18 protein-coding genes and 1 pseudogene are annotated in these 19,377 nt (G+C 54.8%); 9 read left to right on the top strand and 10 right to left on the bottom strand.

Annotation, left to right across the window (positions count from 1 at the left end; all coding sequences use genetic code 11):
• Positions 1 to 138: 138 nt before the first annotated feature.
• The 5 genes from LOY34_RS26595 (at position 139) to LOY34_RS26580 (ending at position 6,006) form a co-directional block, all read left to right on the top strand.
• Positions 139 to 693: a TnsA endonuclease N-terminal domain-containing protein gene (locus LOY34_RS26595; RefSeq protein ID WP_309475832.1), complete on the top strand. Its 555-nt coding sequence runs from the start codon at positions 139 to 141 to the stop codon at positions 691 to 693.
• Positions 680 to 2,608 (top strand): Mu transposase C-terminal domain-containing protein, encoded by a 1,929-nt coding sequence (locus LOY34_RS26590; protein WP_258664110.1) that lies wholly within the window; start codon positions 680 to 682, stop codon positions 2,606 to 2,608. Before LOY34_RS26595 ends, LOY34_RS26590 begins: the two co-directional genes overlap by 14 nt.
• Positions 2,605 to 3,495 carry a TniB family NTP-binding protein gene (locus LOY34_RS26585; RefSeq protein ID WP_258664109.1) on the top strand — a complete coding sequence of 297 codons (891 nt, stop codon included), beginning with the start codon at positions 2,605 to 2,607 and terminating at the stop codon, positions 3,493 to 3,495. Before LOY34_RS26590 ends, LOY34_RS26585 begins: the two co-directional genes overlap by 4 nt.
• Entirely contained in the window at positions 3,453 to 4,574 is a 1,122-nt protein-coding gene (locus LOY34_RS27655; protein ID WP_408980897.1) for a TniQ family protein, read from the top strand. Before LOY34_RS26585 ends, LOY34_RS27655 begins: the two co-directional genes overlap by 43 nt.
• A gap of 640 nt (positions 4,575 to 5,214) precedes the next feature.
• Entirely contained in the window at positions 5,215 to 6,006 is a 792-nt protein-coding gene (locus tag LOY34_RS26580; RefSeq protein WP_258664107.1) for a hypothetical protein, read from the top strand.
• 18 nt (positions 6,007 to 6,024) lie between these two features.
• Here the strand turns inward: LOY34_RS26580 and LOY34_RS26575 are convergent, their stop codons facing one another.
• Both LOY34_RS26575 and LOY34_RS27650 read right to left on the bottom strand, forming a co-directional pair.
• The gene (locus LOY34_RS26575; RefSeq protein ID WP_258664105.1) at positions 6,025 to 7,797 is read right to left on the bottom strand and encodes a hypothetical protein; all 1,773 of its coding nucleotides are present in this window, start codon (positions 7,795 to 7,797) and stop codon (positions 6,025 to 6,027) included.
• A gap of 168 nt (positions 7,798 to 7,965) precedes the next feature.
• A complete protein-coding gene (locus LOY34_RS27650) occupies positions 7,966 to 8,295 on the bottom strand; it encodes a helix-turn-helix domain-containing protein (RefSeq protein WP_408980896.1) in 330 nt (109 codons plus the stop codon).
• A gap of 69 nt (positions 8,296 to 8,364) precedes the next feature.
• Here LOY34_RS27650 and LOY34_RS26570 point away from each other — a divergent pair, with 69 nt between their 5' ends.
• Genes LOY34_RS26570 through LOY34_RS26560 form a run of 3 tightly spaced genes read left to right on the top strand, consistent with a single transcriptional unit; the run spans position 8,365 to position 10,558 of the window.
• Positions 8,365 to 8,634: a DUF4031 domain-containing protein gene (locus tag LOY34_RS26570; RefSeq protein WP_258664103.1), complete on the top strand. Its 270-nt coding sequence runs from the start codon at positions 8,365 to 8,367 to the stop codon at positions 8,632 to 8,634.
• On the top strand, positions 8,592 to 9,890 hold the full coding sequence (locus LOY34_RS26565; RefSeq protein WP_258664101.1) for a nucleoside triphosphate pyrophosphohydrolase family protein: 1,299 nt from the start codon (positions 8,592 to 8,594) through the stop codon (positions 9,888 to 9,890). The genes LOY34_RS26570 and LOY34_RS26565 overlap by 43 nt, the downstream gene beginning before the upstream one ends.
• Entirely contained in the window at positions 9,887 to 10,558 is a 672-nt protein-coding gene (locus LOY34_RS26560) for a uracil-DNA glycosylase (RefSeq protein WP_258664100.1), read from the top strand. The genes LOY34_RS26565 and LOY34_RS26560 overlap by 4 nt, the downstream gene beginning before the upstream one ends.
• A 1-nt stretch (position 10,559) precedes the next feature.
• Here LOY34_RS26560 and LOY34_RS26555 read toward each other — a convergent pair whose 3' ends face one another.
• From LOY34_RS26555 to LOY34_RS26525, 7 genes are all read right to left on the bottom strand, one after another.
• The gene (locus LOY34_RS26555) at positions 10,560 to 11,363 is read right to left on the bottom strand and encodes a hypothetical protein (RefSeq protein ID WP_258664098.1); all 804 of its coding nucleotides are present in this window, start codon (positions 11,361 to 11,363) and stop codon (positions 10,560 to 10,562) included.
• Positions 11,347 to 11,991 (bottom strand): C1 family peptidase, encoded by a 645-nt coding sequence (locus LOY34_RS26550; protein ID WP_258664096.1) that lies wholly within the window; start codon positions 11,989 to 11,991, stop codon positions 11,347 to 11,349. Before LOY34_RS26550 ends, LOY34_RS26555 begins: the two co-directional genes overlap by 17 nt.
• Entirely contained in the window at positions 11,988 to 13,007 is a 1,020-nt protein-coding gene (locus tag LOY34_RS26545) for an ImmA/IrrE family metallo-endopeptidase (protein ID WP_258664095.1), read from the bottom strand. The genes LOY34_RS26550 and LOY34_RS26545 overlap by 4 nt, the downstream gene beginning before the upstream one ends.
• Before the next feature lie 3 nt (positions 13,008 to 13,010).
• Positions 13,011 to 13,334: a helix-turn-helix domain-containing protein gene (locus tag LOY34_RS26540; protein ID WP_258665163.1), complete on the bottom strand. Its 324-nt coding sequence runs from the start codon at positions 13,332 to 13,334 to the stop codon at positions 13,011 to 13,013.
• A 29-nt stretch (positions 13,335 to 13,363) separates the two neighbouring features.
• Positions 13,364 to 13,630 (bottom strand): hypothetical protein, encoded by a 267-nt coding sequence (locus tag LOY34_RS26535; protein ID WP_258664093.1) that lies wholly within the window; start codon positions 13,628 to 13,630, stop codon positions 13,364 to 13,366.
• An 816-nt stretch (positions 13,631 to 14,446) separates the two neighbouring features.
• Positions 14,447 to 16,138, bottom strand: a complete 1,692-nt coding sequence (locus LOY34_RS26530) for a hypothetical protein (RefSeq protein WP_258664092.1) — start codon at positions 16,136 to 16,138, stop codon at positions 14,447 to 14,449.
• A 152-nt stretch (positions 16,139 to 16,290) separates the two neighbouring features.
• Positions 16,291 to 17,073 (bottom strand): DUF4238 domain-containing protein, encoded by a 783-nt coding sequence (locus LOY34_RS26525; RefSeq protein WP_258664090.1) that lies wholly within the window; start codon positions 17,071 to 17,073, stop codon positions 16,291 to 16,293.
• Positions 17,074 to 17,280: 207 nt separating this feature from the next.
• Here LOY34_RS26525 and LOY34_RS26520 point away from each other — a divergent pair, with 207 nt between their 5' ends.
• Positions 17,281 to 17,970, top strand: a complete 690-nt coding sequence (locus LOY34_RS26520; protein WP_258664089.1) for an Abi family protein — start codon at positions 17,281 to 17,283, stop codon at positions 17,968 to 17,970.
• Between the two features lie 417 nt (positions 17,971 to 18,387).
• On the opposite strand, the pseudogene LOY34_RS26515 reads toward LOY34_RS26520, so the two are convergent.
• Positions 18,388 to 19,239 (bottom strand): annotated as a pseudogene (locus LOY34_RS26515) (YifB family Mg chelatase-like AAA ATPase); the annotation flags it as partial.
• Positions 19,240 to 19,377: the final 138 nt, after the last annotated feature.

Here is a 19,377-nt window from a genome sequence, read left to right as displayed (position 1 = left end):
AGCGGAAATAGATGCGACCAAATTAAATCGGTCCGGAAGATCAAGCCGACCCGCCGTAGCATTTCAGGGGTGATGGCTTTCAAGGGGCTCGGTGGCGTGGCTTTCGAGTCGTCGTTGGAAAGGGATTTTCTGAAGCGTATGCGCTTCTCTCACCAGGTTGAGTCCGTCATCTCCCAACCTGTGGAGGTCCCTTTTACCGATTCCCTAGGCCGGCCTCAGATCTACACACCCGATTACCTTGTCTTCTTCCACCAGCAGCCTTTGCCCTACTTTGGCATGCAGCGGCCAATGCTCGTGGAGGTAAAGCCAAAGGCGCAGTGGGTGGAGAACTGGCGGGAGTGGTCAGGCAAATGGAAGGAAGCACGCCGGTTGGCCCGTAGTCAGGGGTGGCAGTTCCGCATTTATGACGAGTCGCGCATTCGCGGCCTTCCACTCGAAAACATTGTGTTCCTGGAGCGCTTCGAGCGAATGATCTTTGAACAGTGTGATGTCGACGCTGTGTTGAAGACGCTGCGCGAGATGGAGGTTGCTCCTGTGCACTACCTTCTGGCCCGGCATTTCAACGGCATTTACCGCGATCGGGGTGTGTCGCTGCTATGGCACCTGATTGCCACGCGTCAGCTTGACTGCGACATCACCGAACCACTGAACCAAAACCTCGAGCTCTGGGTGCCCGATCATGAAATTGTATGAAGACGACACCAGCGAACACCTGGTTCCTTATGAGCCTGTTCGGTCTCGCGTTGCCATTGAGGTCGGCGCGATGGTACGCCGGGACAAGCAGGTCTACCGGATTGTCCAGATCCTGGATCTGCAAACGGTGATTGGTACTGAGGTCGAGACGGGGCGCAGTACGGCTCTTCAAATTCTGGACCTGAGGGCTGTGGAGCCGGAAAAATTGGACGGGCTGTATGTCAATCACGACATCAGCAGTATCAGCTCCGATGCCTGGGCCATTGCCCAAAAACGCTACTCCGCCATTCTGCCGTTGCTCGGCAACACGGTTCTGTCCAGGGAGACCGTTGCCGCACGAGCCAAGGCAACCGGCGCCAGTCCGGCAACCCTCTACCGTTGGCTGGATAGCTACAACCGATGGAATGAAGTTCTGGCGCTTGTGCCTCGCAAACGTGGTTGGCGCGAGGGCAGTACTCGTCTCTCCATTGAAGGAGAAAAGCTCGTACAGGAAGCGCTGGATGATTATTACCTGACAGAGCAACGATACACAGTCCAGTCCACCATTTCTGAGATTGAGCGTAGAGCGCGAGCGCTTGGTATCCAGCCTCCTGGCGCTTCCGCCATTCGTGCCCGAATCCGACAGATCCCGGAGGTGGTCAAGCTTCGTAGGCGAGGCTATGCCGATCAGGTGAACAATAAGCACACCCCCTCGGTCGGCCAGTTTCCAGATGAAGGTTATCCGCTGGCTATCGTGCAGATCGACCATACCCCGGTCAATCTCATCGTGGTAGACGAACGCCACCGCAAGCCGATTGGTCGGCCGTGGCTCACTCTCGCCATCGACACTTACTCCTGCATGATCGTTGGTTACTACCTGGCGTTCGAATCACCGTCCGAGATATCGGTGGCGATGTGTATCGCCCATTCCATTTTGCCCAAAGAGGCCTGGCTGGCTGCTCACGACATTCGCGGAGAGTGGCCCGTATGGGGTTTCCCTCGCACGATCCACACGGACAACGGCGCAGATTTCCGGGCGCAGAACATCGTTGACTCTTGCAAGAACTACGGTATCGACAGCGTCTTTCGCCCTGCCAAGGTCCCCAAATACGGTGGTCGAATCGAGCGAGTGCTGGGTACGTTCATGAGAATGGTGCACGAGCTGCCGGGTACCACCTTCAGTAGCCCTGAGGAGCGCGAGGGTTATGACTCGGAAGCCAAGGCGGTTCTAACCATGGCGGAATTCGAGGTATGGCTGGTCCGATCAATCCTGAAGTACCACCAGAGCTACCACAAAAAAATCCACATGAGCCCCGCTCGCAAGTGGCAGTTGGCATTCTTCGGAAATCGGGAAGTCGATCCATTGATCAGTGTGCCGGCGCGACCGACCGATCCTTTGGCAGTGCAGCTGGATTTCCTCCCCTCCGTTCGCAGGACAGTGCAAACGTACGGTGTACAGTGGGATCTGTTCTATTACTCCGAGGCACTGCGCCATTGGATCAATCGCAAGGATCCCGCAACTGGAAAGGCACTCAAGCTGCTTTTCAGGCGTGACCCCAGGGATGTCAGTGTGATCTGGTTCTACGATCCCGTTCTGAAGCAATATTTCCGGGTGCCGGCCTCATACCAGGCATTCCCCGCGGTGACTCTCTGGGAATATCACGCGGCCAAGGACAAAGCGGTCAGCGAGGGGCGCGATAACATTGACGACGCTCTCATCGCTGAGTACGCCCTGGAAAACCGAAAGCTTGTCGAAGAGGCAGCCGCGACCAGCAAGAAAGCCCGCAAAGACGCTCAGAAGAGTCGTACCCACAGTAAAAAGGGGACGCCGGCCCAACCAACAAAGCCCGTTGCGAAGCTGGTACTTGATCTCGTCCAGGAGGACTCTGATCTGCTTATGCTTTCGGATGTTGAATCGACAGGTGAAGTCGAATGAGCACATACGAACACATCCATGCTGATTTCCGGCCAGTGTTGCAACTGAGCGATCGGGAACGGATTCTCTTCATGGGAGAGGAGCGCTGGATCGGATATGCATCCGCTCGCACAATCCTGGACACGCTAAGTAACCTGATCGTCATGCCCAAGCGTGCCCGCATGCCGAATCTATTGATCGTGGGCGATTCAAACAATGGCAAGACCACCATCATCAGGCGTTTTAAAAAAACGCATGGCGAAGGGTATGTCGACGAAAATGATGATCCGGTCCGCCCCTTAATTCTGGCGGAAGCACCTTCGGCTGCTGACGAGAAGGCACTCTACGTGGCTTTGTTGGAACAGCTGTGGATGCCTTACAGAATCACCGACACCAAGTTGGCGTTGCGCTACCAGGTGATTCATTCCTTCCGCGAGCTCAAGGTCAGGATGCTGATAATTGACGAGTTCCATTCGTTGCTGACCGGCTCTGCCATCAAGCAGCGGGAAGTGATGAATGCCTTGAAGTCCCTTTGCAATGAGTTGGTGATTCCGATCATTGGCGTGGGGACGACCGATGCCGTGCGCATCCTCCATCATGACCCGCAGCACGCCAGCCGCTTCGATGTCATCAAGCTTGATCAGTGGAAACTCGATCCTGAGTTCCAGCGCATGCTCAAAGGTTTTGAGTCGATTTTGCCCCTGAAAAAGCCGTCCGGGTTGGCACATCCAGACAAGGCCCGACGAATCCACGCGATCTCCGGCGGTAACCTGGGCAACGTGCACCGGCTTCTGATGGAGTGTTCGAAGCAGGCGATAGTTTCCGGCAAGGAATGCATCGACATTGAACTCATCGAGGGCATGTCATGGTTGCGTCCTACTCGTGGCATCCGGGAGCAGGCCCTGTAGAGCCTGTTTGGCCTCTCAGCAAACCGCTACTTGCCGATGAGCTTTTGACCTCCTGGATTGCCAGGGTGGCACTTGCTCACGGCTGCTGTCCCACTGCGTTAATTGCTTCGGCTTGGAGAGGTTTTAGGGGCAGGACCGGCGACTTGGATCGTGGTGTTTCAGCAAGTAGGTTGGCTGTCCTGAGCAAGCAATCGGGTGTGCCCTATGCGAGCCTGCAGTCCGCTACCCTTGCACATGTAATGCCGTCGATCATGCGCTTGCCGGACAGATTGCCGCGTGGGAACTGGCCCTGGATAACGGTGCTGGGCTGCAGAGGGAATCACCATAGTGGGGGACTGCAATGCTGTCCGGATTGTATTGCACAATACAACTCGCGATACCTCATTCAATGGCGTCTGGCCTGGCATACCTGCTGCCCGGTCCATGGGGTACTGCTTGTTGAGCAGTGCGGGCGCTGCCTGGCGCCTCTGCAACCGGAGCTGCTCAAAGTTGGTGCCTCATTCAACGACTGCCACAGGTGTGGGGCTCCTCTAAGTGACAACACGCGGAGCGCATTTGTAGAAGCAGCACTGGCTTTCCAGCGTTTTGTGGATGAAGGCATCGGGCGGCACCCCATGTACGGTACATTGCCTCTGGACTTTCGCGATTGGCTAACCGTTGCACGAACCATGGTGAGCTTTGCTCAGGCAGCATTGCGTCACCATAGCGTTGCTGCCGTACGCTTCTTTGAATCACTGGGGATAGCGCTTGAGACCCTACATCCGGTTTCGTTGGGGTTACCCCTCGAGTACCTCGCTCCCGCGGAACGCGCTGTGCTGCTCAGCATCGTATGGGTAATAATGTCTGCCGGCCCGGATAGGTTTATCGAAGTAGCGCGACGTGAGTCACTCCCTGCTTCGACTCTTCATATTCCCCTCAATGGTGCGCCTCCGGTTCTATTGGAACTGGCCGCCGCGTTGCAGGCCCCCAGGCACCATTTGGCTGGTGGAGTTGGTTGTGGACATCCCAGTAGCCCAGCGCGAACCTTGCGTATGTGGTTGCGACTGAAGCGAAAGGTCAGACGACGTGGCATCCGTTGAACATTTGGGTGGTTGTGAATGCGACGGCTGTGGCCGTCCCATCGAACAGCCGAAAAGGGTTTACCAAGGGAAGCGCTATTGCGGGAACTGCTATCCGCGGCTGTTCAAGCGGCGGCTCTGTCCTGGCTGCGGTAATTTCTCCCGGCTCCCAATGTTTGATAAGGCGGCGCGTTGCAGCGCCTGCTTGCGGAGTGGTCCCTGTGCGCGGTGCAACAAGGTTGATTTTAAGGTAGGCCGAATCACCCGCTACGGCCCTGTTTGCAAACCCTGTGCAGTGCATTTTCGTGAGCCGGCGATGTGTGAGTCTTGCGGAGCGCTTTCACAGCGAACAGCGAGGAACTCTCGCACAGGTAAATTGCTTTGTCCGAAATGCACTGGGCCTGTTGCCGAGACCTGCCCAGATTGCCGGCGACATCGCGTATTGATTGATGAGCCGGATGGCCGGCGGCGCTGCAAGGCTTGCATTGAGGGTGGTGTGCATGCGTGCATGACGTGTGGTGCCAGTACACCCGCTGGGCGGGGTGAAGAATGTGAGCAGTGCTATTGGGCGCGAACCTTCCACAAGCGGCTGGCAATTAACATTGCCGGCATGAGTTTGCCATCTATGGCACAGCGGTTTGAGCAATTCGGGAGTTGGGTATTGGTTGAGCTTGGTGCCAAGGCCGCGGCCTTGAAGATCAATACCTATTACGAGTTCTTCAAAGAGATTGAAAACGCTTGGCGAGATGTGCCGGCATACCCTCAGCTGTTGCGACATTTTTCGGCCGAAGGATTGCGTCGCGCCCAAGTTCCGGTGCGCTGGCTGAGCGAATGCGATGATCTGTTGGTGTGCGCGCAGACCCGTGAAGAAGATTCTGAACAGCGACGTGTGCAGGAAATCATGGAGCAATCCCGTGAGCCCTGGCCTCAGCAGTTGATTGCTGGTTATCACCACAGGATGCAAAGCAGGTTGGCTGCCGGCGACATTAGCCTTCGGTCTGTCAGGCTAGCCTTGCGATCGGCCTCCAGCTTGCTGGACCATTCGCGGCTGAAAGCCGCCGCTATGATTGATCAGAAAACGCTCGACGGCTATTGGCGCAAGTCACCGGGGCAAGTGGCAAGCGTCACAGGATTTGTCGGTTACTTGAACCAGGTATACAGCGCCGGTCTGAACCCTCGTCCGAGCATGAGCTGGGTGAGGCAGCAGAAGCGAGCGAAGCTCGAACGGGAACTGGTTGAGTTGCTGCCGCAGCGGGATGATAGCCACGATTTTGAATCCCGCTGGATCGTTAAGGCCTTGGCCTATTTTCACGGTATCAGCAGAGCGAAACGCACATCGCTGGTTTATGTTCCGGCCAGCTACGAAGGCACCGCAGGCTTCAATATTGAATGCGCACAGGGCGTGCTGTGGGTGCCTTCGGCGGGCACCTACGAGCGAGCCAAAGTTGATTGAGCTGGTTTGGATCTAGGCTTAGCTGAGCTCTATCCCAAGCTCGCTGAACTTATTGATCAGGATGTTCCGGTAAAGAATTTTCTTGTCTCCCTTTCCATGTTTGAAGGTGACGTATTCTTCTGGATACAGTTTCTTAAGCTTGCCGAATACCCCTCTGTAGCCGAGAATTTTTCGACATAGCTCAGTGACGAATTTTTTGAACGCTTCTTCATCCCCGCTGAACTTCATCAGCAACCCCGCAGAGCCGGGAGGCATCTCACCGACTTTCTCATCCTTGCGCTGGACCTCGAAGCAGAAGTAATTACCCCTGATTGTCTTGATACGCACGATCAGAATTCCTCGCCGCAGTCCGGTGCTTCGGTCAAGATACAGCCAGGAGCGCACCTTTGAATCAAGGTCCTCTTCGTTTTCGACGGCGAGCTCAACGACATTTAGTGGTGGCTTGCTGCTGAATCGTGCCACGGGCGTGTACCAGTCAACGCGTAGGATTTTTTCCGGATTGTCAGCAGCAATCGACTTAAGCGCATTCCAGATGTCCATCAGAAAACCTTGAGTTTCCAACTCAACGTCTGGCGGCGTTTCTTGCTCAGCATCCGATATCGTTTCGAGCTTGCCAACGTGTTTGCCGCTTCCTGTGCCGGTACCTGCGGAAACGCCATCTGCCTCAGGCGGTGCTGGGCCGAGACGGCCTTTGTTGGCCTTCACAATGGATTTGGTTTTTTTCACTGGGCGCCTTTCGCCGAGTACTTTGAACGAAGCAGCTTTCGCCTCATAGATTTCGGCATGCCCATCCGGCTCGATTGTGGAGCGCTCCTGGAGGAACTCTTCGGCGGCAACGCTTTTGATTGGACGCGGAAGTACTGTCCTTCCCATGCCGTCCTCACCTTCGCTGCTGTCGTATTTCAGCTTCTGAAATTCAACTTCAGGGCCTTTGGGCAGATTCGTTCCCATCAGGTCCAAGCATAAAAAGGTTTCTCCGCCATTCAGCCACCTTCCCCGACCGAGGATTTCTCCAGGGCCTTCGAACCATGGCCGGCACTCGAGGAGCACGCTCTCGCCTGGTGCGCTTGACATGAATTGTGAATTGACCTTTCTGACCACACTGGTCGTGTGTGGGTCATAGAGAATATGGGCTAGGAATACCGCGTCGAAGAGGCGCATCCTCGGACCTGGCCGTATCAGCCAGACGGGCAGGTCACGCTCGGCTTCCGGGCTCTCAAACAGAATTGTGAGAACATCTGACCAACTCAGATTGGCTAGGACTCTGCAGACCTCCATGTTCCTCGCATAGGCCCGTACGAAGTACTCTGTGCATGGGATCAGAAGGTTCTTTTTGCCATCCCCCAGCGGGAAGTTGAGAAGTTTGCAGCGATCATTGTTTTGATAGAGCAGCGGGTACTCTGCATCTGAAAAAAGGCGCTCTTGGCGGTTGGCGATGAGGTCCCTGCGGGAGGTGACCTGACATTTTCCAGCAGAGAAGTTCACCGGTAGCCTTTCGGTGACAAGTTCCGTGTCTGAGATGCAGCGACCGCCCCGCCAAATGCTCCCGACCCTGTAGTGCGGCAGGCTGGTGAGCGGGAGGTGGGCCACCTTAAAGTCGCCAGGAACGTTGTCCAGGAGCCTGCGAAAAATCACGGTCACCAGAGGAATGGACATTGCCCTGTTGTTGCGCATCACGGGGCCATACCACCAGACGATGTAGTCTTCTTCCCAGTTTTGAGTTTTGCTGTCCGGATTCCTGAGGTCAGGCCTTCGGTATGCAAATGAGCACCGCTTCACCGCTTCAGTCACTAAACGCTATCTCCAAGCTCGCCTACGTGAAAGTACTCTATCTCAGGGCATGGCAGAAAGTAACATCAATTGGCCATTATCAGGGCTGGGGGAATGCACGGTTGTGCATCAGCGGACAGGTCGCGCGGTAGGTCGTAGCCAGCTGATCTAGTCGCTCCTGCTACCCATTCATTTGGCGCGTTGATCACGCACCAATGAAGTCTCTAGAGCTTCTAGTAAAGCGTTCAGTACCTGCTCGCACTCTGGCCACTCCTCAAGCAGTGCTTCTGCCCTGGCCACGAAGTTTTGGGGCTGGCCGTCAGCAACTCGAGTTAGCGGTTCAATCCCCAGGAATGTGCATATTTTCTGCAGATTTTTACCGAGCAGTCGAGCCTGGCCCCTTTCAATTCGAGAGAGCTGTGAATGGTGAACATTTACAGCTTCGCCCAATGATTTAAGGGTTAGTCCTCGATCTTTTCGGGCTTTTGCTATGCGGACGCCGATGTGTTTTGCGTTCATTAAAGGTTGAAAAATGTGTTAAAAAGATGCAAAATATTTGCACATTTATGGCAAATAGGCGAGCCCAAAATGGCTGTGTATGTGGACGCGGAAGGGATATCGTGGCGGGGGCGTGTTTGGTGTCATTTGGTCGCGGATTCTTTGGATGAGCTGCACACATTCGCCGCACAATTGGGCCTGAGGCGGAGCTGGTTTCAATCAAACACACGCTACCCTCACTATGATGTGACCGTCTCGGTACGCGCGCGGGCACTCTCGATGGGGGCGCGCAAAGCAGAACGAGAAATGATCGTTGATTGCGCGAAGAAAATGCGGTCGGAGATGGTGGCTGCCTGCTGAGGCGCGCTACAACAAACTGGCATCAGAGAAAGGGAATTTTTATGGTCAGTCCACAACCTCAACAGGTTTCACTGTCGGTACCTGAGTACTGCTTAAAGGCCACGGAAACCAATCGATTTGATGGGAGCCACGATGGTTTTCAAAGCCTGAGATTTGGCTATTTCGGTGAAATCGGTGGTTTGCTTTCTGAGGTCAAAAAATCCGTTCGCGATCAGTTGCCATTTTCCGTGAGCGAGGCGGCTGCGGAAGAGCTTGGTGATGCTCTTTGGTATCTGGTCAACGTAGCGGCATGCGTGCAGGTCAGCCAGAACGAAATTGGTGAGCGCTGTATAGCTGCATTGCGTGCACGCTTGAACGAGAACGAACAGCCGGCGTTGATTCCGGTTACGTTTCGACACATAGATAGCCTTATTGAAGTCCGCAGAGAACCTGACTCAATCGAACGCTCCGCGCAGCTCAGCGAGTTGGCAAGCGCTGCAGGCGTAATGGCGAAGGTAAGTCTTGTGCAGTTCATGGCGATGTCGCCACCATCCCGTGCGATTCACTTCGGCAATCATCTGATGGAGCTCGCATTAACCTGTGCAAGCTTCAATCTGAAAATTGAGGATGTCGCGCGAGCTAACCTGGAAAAAATCTCTAGTCGATGGCCTAAGGGCGAGATCTCTTACACCGCGCTCTTTGATGACTCCTATCCGGAGCACGAGCGTTTTCCGCGTAAGTTTTCCATTGAATTCATCGAGCGCGGCTCCCTAGGCAGCAGCCATGTGGTCCAGAGCCTCAATGGCGTGTTCATTGGCGACCGCCTCACCGACAATAGCAATGAACCCGACGACTACCGCTTTCACGACGTCTTCCATTTGGCGTATGTTGCGTTCCTTGGCTGGTCACCAGTCTTCCGAGCGCTTCTGAAACGCAAGCGAAAATCGAATCCCCGGACTGATGAAAATGAGGATGGGGCGCGCGCGATGATCATTGAAGAGGGCATCGCGACCTGGATCTTCAACCACGCCAAGGGCCAGCACTTTTATGTGGATGCCAAGCCCGGCAGCCTCGATTATGGCTTGCTCAAGCAGATCCAGGGCATGGTTGAAGGATATGAAGTGTCCGCTTGCAAGCTATGGCAGTGGGAAAAGGCCATTCTCACGGGGTTCCAGGTGTTCAGGCTGCTTCAGGCGCACCGCGGTGGCTCAGTCGAGATCGATTTGAATGCGCACACCATGAGCTTCAAACCATTTACACAGAATGAAAAGCTATGAACCCTATCGCCTTTGTTGAAGCCATGTCGGCGCTCAAATTAGAGAACGTCTTCAACCCCTACGCAGATCAATGCCCAGTCCATGACCGAGCCGACGCGGTCGTCTCGCGCCGAGAGAACCTGCTGCAGTATCTGAAAGCAGCGGCAGAAATCGGGATTGATACAATCTGGATGGGGCGCGATTTAGGCTACCGTGGCGGCAGGCGTACAGGCTTGGCACTGACAGATGAGTACCATCTGCCGGAAATGAATCAGCGCTATCCAGGTGCCAGCTTTACTCAGGCGACGCTAGGGCCGGCCGTCGCCGAGAGAACTGCGACAGAGATATGGTCGGTGTTGAGGGCAATTCAGCTTCCCCCGCTGCTGTGGAACGTTTTTCCATTCCATCCACACGAGCCAGGCAACCCGTTTACCAACCGTAAGTTCACCAGCGGTGAACTCAAGCGGGTGAACGAGCTCAACAACATGCTGATCAAAGGGCTCAAGGTGCGGCGTGTCGTAGCGATCGGACAAGACGCCTTTGCGTATGCGAGCAAGTTTGACGTCGATGTGGTTGCGATACGTCATCCGAGCTATGGCGGCATCAGGGATTTCCGCAATGGGATGAGCGCTCTGTATGACATCCCTGTTGAAGCGCTCACCCCAAAACGTCAGGTTTCACTCTTCTGAGTTAGGCAGGAAAGCCTTTCAGCATCTCTTTGGCGGCCTGCGCTCCACCTAGGGTGTCCCTGTCCAGGTAGGCGTGGGTGGCAATGCAGGTGAGCACCCCCGAGTCGAAGCCTGACTCGGTCGCAACAAATTTGTGCAGATTGCTGAGACCAATCAGATTCCCCAGTGCCCTCTGCCCATACCACTGGGAGCGGTAAATCGCTGTCAGGTCGACCTTATCATCGGTGATTTTGAAGCTCACATGGCTCAGACAAGGCATGTTAAGAGCCTTGTTGCGGTCACTTCCAGGCTCGTATAGTGGTAACTCACAGCCAAACTCATTGGTATTGTCTGCGATGTCGTATTGGGTATCGATAACGCCAAGTTCGTAGGCCGCTTGGTAGCTGCGACCCTGCTTGGATGCCTCCAGCTTCCGGACAATCGTCTCTAAGGGGTTGTACGTTGATTTCCCGTCTCTCGCGACTCTGCGCATCATACGCAGGGCATAGGTGCCCCATGTATGTGGTTTCTGTGCACGCTTCATGACGTCCAGGTACCTCTGATAAAACTCAGGACGCCCGTCGCGTTTGTACAACCCGGCAGGAAAAATCGTTCCAGCAACAGTATCCACAGACAGCCCAGGGGTGCTGTGACGGAGCGCCGTATCGACTGCCTTGATTACCGCACGGTCCTCGGCTGTCACAGTCCCGGGAGATTTGATTTCTAGAATGAGGTTGCGATCGATCTGGCTCGGACGCTTTTCCAGGTATCGGGCTGCCGCAAGCCATGCGGGTACCGCACGCTCAGCTTCAAACAGAACTGCCATGTTCTACTCCAAAAGCGCACGAGGCATGCGCGGTAACATAAGTTGACGAAAGCCAAGCGTACCCATTCGCTCCCCAGCCTGCACCCCAACTGTTGCGGATAAGGAACCAGGGCTCTTGATGCTCGTCGTATCCCATCCCCACGACAACAACAGCGTGAATCATCGTTCCCGGCAGGACGATGTTGCTGAATCCAATGATGTCCCCGGTTGGGGTAAAGAACTCGCGAGTAAGCCTGAGTGCGAGACCTACCGCCTCTCCAGCCTGTAGGCTCGACATTAAGCGGCTGATATTGGGCTTATAGAATTCCACAGCACGGCCGTAGAGCGTCAGTCCTGTTGGTAACGCTTCAAGTGGAGTAGTCGGCTCAGCGGGCTGGTAGGGGTAGTCGAGCTCTATCGGGTGGCCTAATGCAGATGCAGTCTTGGCGGCGGCTACATTCAGACCTTGGCCAGGACACCAACCTGGGATCAATGAAATCGCAGATCGATAGAAATACTCAGGCCCCAAATCCTGCGGAGCAAATTTCCGATTAAGGGTGGCGATTGCAAAGGCCAGACAGGTAGGCCTGTTTCCTTGATCATTTGCAGCACTGCGAGACTCTGAAAGCAAGCATTCAACTGTAATCACGATCCTGACACCTCCAGGAGAAGTGCCTGCTTAGCTTCGCGCGACAATCCATCAACAATCGGCTCAAAGTGCGCGTGTGAGGTGAAGGTGGAGTCGTGCTGCTGCTTCCCTTCCCATGGTCTGGACTCCGAGAGGTTGATCGGAATCGGGGAGTCAAACCCCAGCCGGCCGCCCTGGATCATGTAGTCCATCGTGGAATCTGCACCAAACGAAAGCTGATCTAACCCCACTTCTGACGCCGGCAACGGTGCTAGTGCAAAGCCTTCAGACTCCAGCTGATTTATGGAGTCAGGTTGCCAGAGGTAGCCGGCCGAGGCATGGCTAGGAAGTCTCACGACCATCACGTCGTCTGGACGAGGTTCCAGTACAGACGAGCGATCGTGCTCATCCAGAAGCCAAACTTCTTTGGTCGCATCCGCCATGGGGACGGACTGTAGCAGCGCTGCTTTGATCTGCGCCGGAGAGGTACTCAGCAGGTTCTGCACCACATCGTAAGAAAAGATTTTATGGCGATACAACGACCAAGCTGCAGCCCGATAGCTGATGCCGAGCCTTAGAGACATCTGATAAAGGACATGGGGATTCTGAAGGGAATTTTTGTCCCAGCCTTTTCGCCTGCAAATTATGGACAGTAGGCGTCGCGGAACCAGCAAATGATATCCAAACCAGTCCGCTTCTTGCTCTAGCTGTGCCGCCTGTGCTCCATAGTCAATCGTTTCATCGAAAGCGGTGGCATGGCCCATAAAAAAATGGCCAAGCTCGTGTGCACAGGTCATGTGGATCATGCCAGCCGAGCGCAGGGTGTTGATGAGGATTCCTGGTGAATCTTCGCGCATGAAAGCACCGAGCAGCCGGTCCATAGGCCTGAGCAGCACAGGAATTCCAGCAGAGGCTGCGACCTTGAAGGGGTCAATGCGTGTATAGCCGTCCTGCTCTATTCGCACCATGGCTTGAGCCACTTCTAGCACTTTCGCCGCTTCCGTCGCGGTGGCTATCGCTATATCACGATTCCCCATTACTCACTCCCTGTCCCTGCTCGCAGACTGCTTCAAAAACTCAGCAAACCTCGCCACTTCCTCGAGGTCTTTTCCTGACAAGCCGTTGACCGCCCTTGCCAGGAACACAAGCTGCTCTGGACCTGTGGGGGCAGGCTCTGACCCTGTCAGTAAATACTCCATGGGCCTGCGATAGAGCCTGGCAAGCTTACTTAGCTCCAATGCCTCGACCTTGCGCGAACCTAGCTCAATGTTGGTCACTGATGGGCGCGATAGTCCCAAGGCTAAGGCAACGTCATCTTGAGACAGGCCCATGTACTCTCTAGCCTGGCGTAGACGGTCGCCCATCTTTGTCCGCTCGTCGTCATTTGCGCCCGTCATTTCGAGTTGTCCTTGAGGTGCTGAAGCACACCCTTGGTCACCTCTGTCACGAACTGGGTTTTGGACTCGTATCCGCCATTCCGAATGATCAGCTCCACCGGCATCTTACGTCCTACGAGCTTGTCTATGCCGGCAAACGCTTCACAGGCTGCGATGGACTCCAACGGCGCCCCAAGTTCATCCGTAGATAGCGGATCATCGATGATCTCCAGCGCTCGCTTGTCCCAAAATGCTCCCAGATAGGCTTCGATTTGAGATTTCATTTCCACAGCGCGTCCCTCGTATGAAAACTTTACGGTGTTGGTAAGAAAAAGCTACATCCTAAATTTCAACCCCGCAAGTTTTTTGCGCTCTAACGCCAGGCTGGAGCTTGAGATCGAACATGAATCGCGGGATCACAGCTCACTTCCAGTGGTGCGATGCCTTTTTGCCATCAGAGTATGTCCTCCTCCCAACATTCTGCGCAACAATGCCCAGCTACAATGTGGCTGCTCCTAGGGCGCGCTAGGCGACTCACCAATCCGCAAGACCCGCTTATGTATACGGTCGTTCTGGCTGCGCATGCCCTCGATGCCAAGCATCTGTAGGACGAATGATTCAAGGTGCGAGGTCGAGGCGGCGCGATTCAGCACACAATGGTTACGTAACGTCTAGAAATCTAGGCATTGAGCTAGAAATCGTGCCTTAGCGTCTAGAATTCTAGGCGTTAGCTAGCGCTGAGGGGCTAGGTATCGTGGGCCCCTGTGAGCGTTATCTAGGCTGGATCGGCGATCAGATATTGGGTAGCGAGCTATACAACCTCAGGTCACTGAAAGTGACACCAAGCTTCTGAATTTCTGAGACAACGCCTCCAGCTGTCGTGAATCCGACTGAGCTGAGCACGCTAATTCCTCGATAATTGCGCATCTACCTGAATCTGTATGATGTGCGGGCTTATATCTTCGGCTACCTGGTGCTGTTCTTGTGCCGCCGTAGCGATCTGATTGCTCTGATCTCGAATCGCACCCACAGAGATGGAATATCGCCAAAACTGTCTTGCGCTTCTCGAAGCGACTATCAGTTCGATTGCACGAGGATAATTATTGCCCTTCGGGTCCACTATTGCTTTGGATTAGCGGTAGATATTGGCGGCGCGTAACAGATCTTCGAGTATTTGCTGGGAATTCCATTACTAAACGGTGGTTTTCCAAGTCCAGTGTAATCCCTTCGCAAAGACAAGCGTCGCTCATAAGTGGGTTACGCTTATAAAGTTGCAGATAGTTCCGGCGAGTCCAGGCTAAGACAGCGCGATGTAGAAGGCGTTGGTCGCGCTTGTAATGTTGGCCGTCATACTCATACTCCAAGCCCATTACGTTTAAGCAAAAACTCAGAAGTTGGCAGCCAGTCGAGGCAGGTGTTCTAATGTCTTTGATCCGACCGAAAATTAGTCTACATACTTTAGTATTTAGCATCCAAGAGCTCTTGTTGTGCGGATAACCCATGAGCTCATCCCAAATCAGCTCGCTCTGGAATTGACGAGATTGCTCAATTGGTGCTCGAACCTTTGCAGCCAAACGGATCGCTGCATCGATCAACTCAGCAATCGCATCGTGCAAGCCAGATATCGGGTCATCATAGTCCCTCTTCAAAGGGCTGGACGGGGGATTGTAGGCTGCGAGAAGACCTCGGCATTGGCCTACAAATTCGCATACAACTTTAAGTCTCGCATGGGTGTCATCTTGAAATTCAGCGCCTGGGTTTATTTTTTGAATATCAAATACTGCATTTTTAATGTGCCCGATTGCTCGATCTAAGACAGCCGTATTTTTCGTTTCGTTCGACTCAATGCAACCCTCTATAGCCGTTATCAGCAGGTTGCAGTAAGATTTCCATTGCGCACTGTCGAGTCTCCCTTTTTCCCAGACGTCCTCTGGGTCCAACAAAGAGTCTAAGCCTTTAATCATCTTATAATTCGAGAAAAGCAAAGTCGTGAAAGGCTTGTCGTAACCCATCAGGCCTGAAGCATAGCCACTGTCCTCGTGATACAAGAATGAGTTTTTGTTACGCAGAGCCTCATTTACAAAATTTCTAGAAAACGGCTGAAAAAAGAATAATTCGTATTTGCTCAGGCTTTCAATGGCTTGAAAGAAATAGAATGCAGTACCAGGAGCGTCGGCAACAAGAACTCGACAAAAAGTTGGGTTTCCGATCAAGGATAGCAAGGTATTGGCATTGATCTGGGTGCTGTCGAGATCTTTCTCTTCGCTGCTTTTTTTCTTGGGATTATATTCTGTCGCGTATCTGACAATTTCTCTCGCGGACCAGGCTAGCTCTTGAGCAACTATTGCTTGTTCAGAGGTCGGCGCATTCAAGAAAAAGTGGTGTACTGCTTCGGTGTAGCGTTTTGCATTCAAACGCCCAAACATACTTGGTTTGATATAGGCAAAAAAAGCCCAAATCATAAAAGTTATGAAAAAGCCTGCTCCCAAGAGCGCTTGCCAGGTTTCGGGGGTGATGCTGAACGGTATATAAGCAGGCGCAGTTGGCACTTTCCAACCGCGAGCACGCCAGAGATCTGTCAGTAGAGTTAGACTACCAATTAAACCAATAACTACGAATGTCAGCCGTTGTAGAGGCATGGCCGCCACCCGAATGCGAAATCGGTATCGGACATCGGTGGTTGTCCAAGCCAGTATCATTAGTGCCATACCCGCGAGGAAATCGGAAAATCCAAAGATTTTTGCCGCCGCAGGGTCAAGTGCGAAACAGCTGCCCCATAAACATTTTTCCAATTTATCCAGTCCTTTGTGGTCTTTTGATATGGGAACTTTTGAGCGCCATTCTATGTTTTCTAGTTATCATGCGGCGATTTAATAATTTTCGTCCCCACAGTGATCTGCGCTGCCCAGCTACGAGCCTATTAGTTTAATAGCCTAGGTGTAACTCACTGCGGGCACTCGTCCTGGTCACGGGCGAAGTAGTAGTCGATGCTTGACTCGATAGCGAGGCGGTTGATGATGGCCATGCCATCAGGGGGCAGCCTCGACTGGGTCACCTCGGGATGAGCGCAAAGGCAGGCGGTTGGCGACAGTGGCACGATCAGCCATTTGAAAAAGTTGTCCGGCACGACGAACTCCCCTTCTATTGCCCGTAGTATTTTCCAGCTTTCGCCATCCATCCTTCTGACCGCTTCGGAAAGGTTAAGGCGAATGGCCGGCGCCACCATTGAGCGACTGGATATCGTGAGGTCGGGGCGAATATAGCCGATACCCGCCGCCTCCAACTGCTCCTGCTCATCCTGGGTGTAATTGTGGCGGAGCCCGATGACCTTGAAGGCGCTGCTGACGCTAGTGATTGACGGGTCTGCCAGCCGCTCGTTTTTTTTCCACTGCGCGCGGATGTTCCACAAGCAGTAAAACTCGTTGATCAGGGCGAAGTGCTGCGGGCCAAGAGGGAAGGCTGGATCATCGAGTACAGCGCTCGCGAAGGCTTGGAAGTCATCCTCGATGTCCTTCATGAACCCGCCTTCCGCCTGCTGACTCCAGACGCGCTGGGCGCAGAAGATCTGGTCTGCCGGTTTTGCATGAAAGCGTTTACCCGTCGCTTTGCGCAGCACCTGCACTGCCCCTTTCTCATTCGCGAAGCGGGCGATGCTGGCGCGGGGGAAGGTGTGCTGGTTCACCGTCAGATTATGCGGATTGGTTTTCTGGGGGGCTTCAAAGGTCAAGGGCGGCTCCGTCGATTGCAGGGTTATTCCGTTACCTCTGATTTTTCGCACGTCACAAACGCAAAACCCACCTTTCGGTGGGCTTTGTGTGTACTGTCGTACATCCCTCGGCGAAATCAATCCTGCTATAGGTTCGACTCCTAACCAAGTGGTTAGTGGTCTGATTCTATGGCTAAATGACGCCTTCGTCAACTTCGGCTCATAACCATGTCTTTCATGTCGCCTGATCTTGCAAAGCAGGCTGCCTTGTCCATACCAAGGATGGGCACCTACCTGGCCGCTTGCCACAACCAGCCTTCCCCGCTGAGCGCCGCCATCAACCTGTACGCCTGGAATGCTGCGATTTCCGCCGCCTTCATCCACCCCCTGCATTTCTGTGAGGTGGTGGTTCGCAATGCTGTTTCGGAAGCCTTGACCGCGACCTATGGCGCGCAATGGCCCTGGAGCCAAGGTTTCTTCTTGAGTTTGCCTGAGCAAGCAGGCCCTGTCTTCAAGCCCCGTCAAGCGCTGCTAGCGGCCCGACAAAAAGCAGAACAAAGTGCGGGTGGCAATCCCCCGTCGACGGACAAAGCGATCGCCGAAATGAGCTTTGCCTTCTGGGAGTCGATGTTTACCGCGCGTTATGATCATGGGCTGTGGGACAACCACCTCAAACGTCTGTTCCCCCATGCCCCGGCCGGCCTGCACTATTACCAGCTGCGCTCACAAATTCGCTCAGCACTGGAAGCCATTCGGAAGTTCCGTAACCGTATTGCCCATCATGAGCCGATCTTCGCGCGCCAGCTCGCGCAGGACTACGCCAGGATCCAGAAAGTCGTTAGGTATCGTTGCGCTCAAACTTCTACCTGGATGTCCCAGTCTCAGACGGTCAATGTGATTCTGGCTGCCAAGCCCTGACTAACAGTGGTAACACCCTCGACGGCCGGTGGCGGAGGCGCGGCGGGCGTCTGAGGTGGGCGCTGCTACATTACCGGCGATCATTTCGGCCAGGCGGGAGTCCTCGACGCTGTTGTGGCCTTGCTCCAGCGGCAGCAAGAGCCGTCCAGCCGAGGTCGACTGCTACGCAGACAGATCTTCCGCCAAACGAATCCCTCGCGGCAAATCGAAGGCAAAGTAGATGTCGTAGAACGTATTGAGGTAGAGCTTGCACATCCCCGAGATGTAGACGTGCGCTTGTCCAATAGTCGGGGCGTGACCGTGTTCGGCCGACCCTCTTCCTGGATACCGTGCCGCAGGTAGTAAGCAGCGCTGACGCCACAGGCGTAGAATATTCCAGTCGCATTAATTTCGAAAAATTCGCATCTATTTCGAAAGCCGACAGCCACCGCCGACCAGCGCAGCACCGGAGGCCGAGTGATGCGGATGGCGAAACGGCCGCTGCGGCCAACTGTTCAGCGGCACATGGCTGGCCACCGACTGTATCGCCGCCACCTCCAGCGCTTCGCGTTCATCCAGCGGTGGCAACAGGCCGGGCAGGCGGCTGGCGAGCAGGGTCTTGCCGGTGCCCGGTGGGCCGCTGAACAGCAGGTTGTGCGCACCGGCGGCGGCAACCAGCAGTGCGCGCTTGGCGGCTTGCTGGCCCTGTACTTCGTTGAGGTCGGGGTAGGGGCGGATCTGCAGCAACAGGCCGTTGGCAGCGTAGGGATTGAGCGGGCTCTGGCCGTTGAAGTGGGCGACTAACTCCAGCAGGTGACTGACTGCAAACACTACCAGGCCCGATGCTAAACAGGCTTCTTCGGCATTCTCTTGCGGCACCACCAAGGCCCGGCCGGCTTCTCGTGCCGCCAAGGCAGCGGGCAGTACGCCTTGCACCGAGCGGATTGCCCCGGACAGCGCCAGTTCACCCAGGCATTCCACCTCGCCAAGCGCTGCAATCGGGAACTGGCCGTTGGCGGCAAGGATCCCCAGGGCGATGGCGAGGTCAAAGCGTCCGCCATCCTTGGGTAAATCCGCGGGAGCAAGGTTAAGGGTGATGCGCCGGGCGGGGAATTCCAGGCCGGAATTGAGGATCGCGCTGCGCACCCGATCCTTGCTTTCTTTCACGGTCGCTTCCGGCAGGCCAACCAGGGTCAGTGCCGGCAGACCATTGGCCAGATGCGCTTCAACACTGACCGCCGGGGCCGAAACACCGACCTGGGCACGGCTGTGGACAAGGGCGAGGGACATGAACGCTCCATGATCTAGACAAAGCCGCGTCCTGCGGCTCTGCAAGCGTAGTGGGGTGGAGCGGATCGGGGCGGGGAAGAGTGAGTCTGGTTTTTACAGGACCACTAGTGCGAGCGCTGCGCACTCGATCGCCGGCAA

Origin of the sequence: Pseudomonas sp. B21-009, from assembly GCF_024749345.1 — a bacterium.
Lineage (GTDB): Bacteria > Pseudomonadota > Gammaproteobacteria > Pseudomonadales > Pseudomonadaceae > Aquipseudomonas.
The sequence above is the reverse complement of the archived record's forward strand: the minus strand, read 5'-3'. Positions and strand labels throughout refer to the sequence as shown.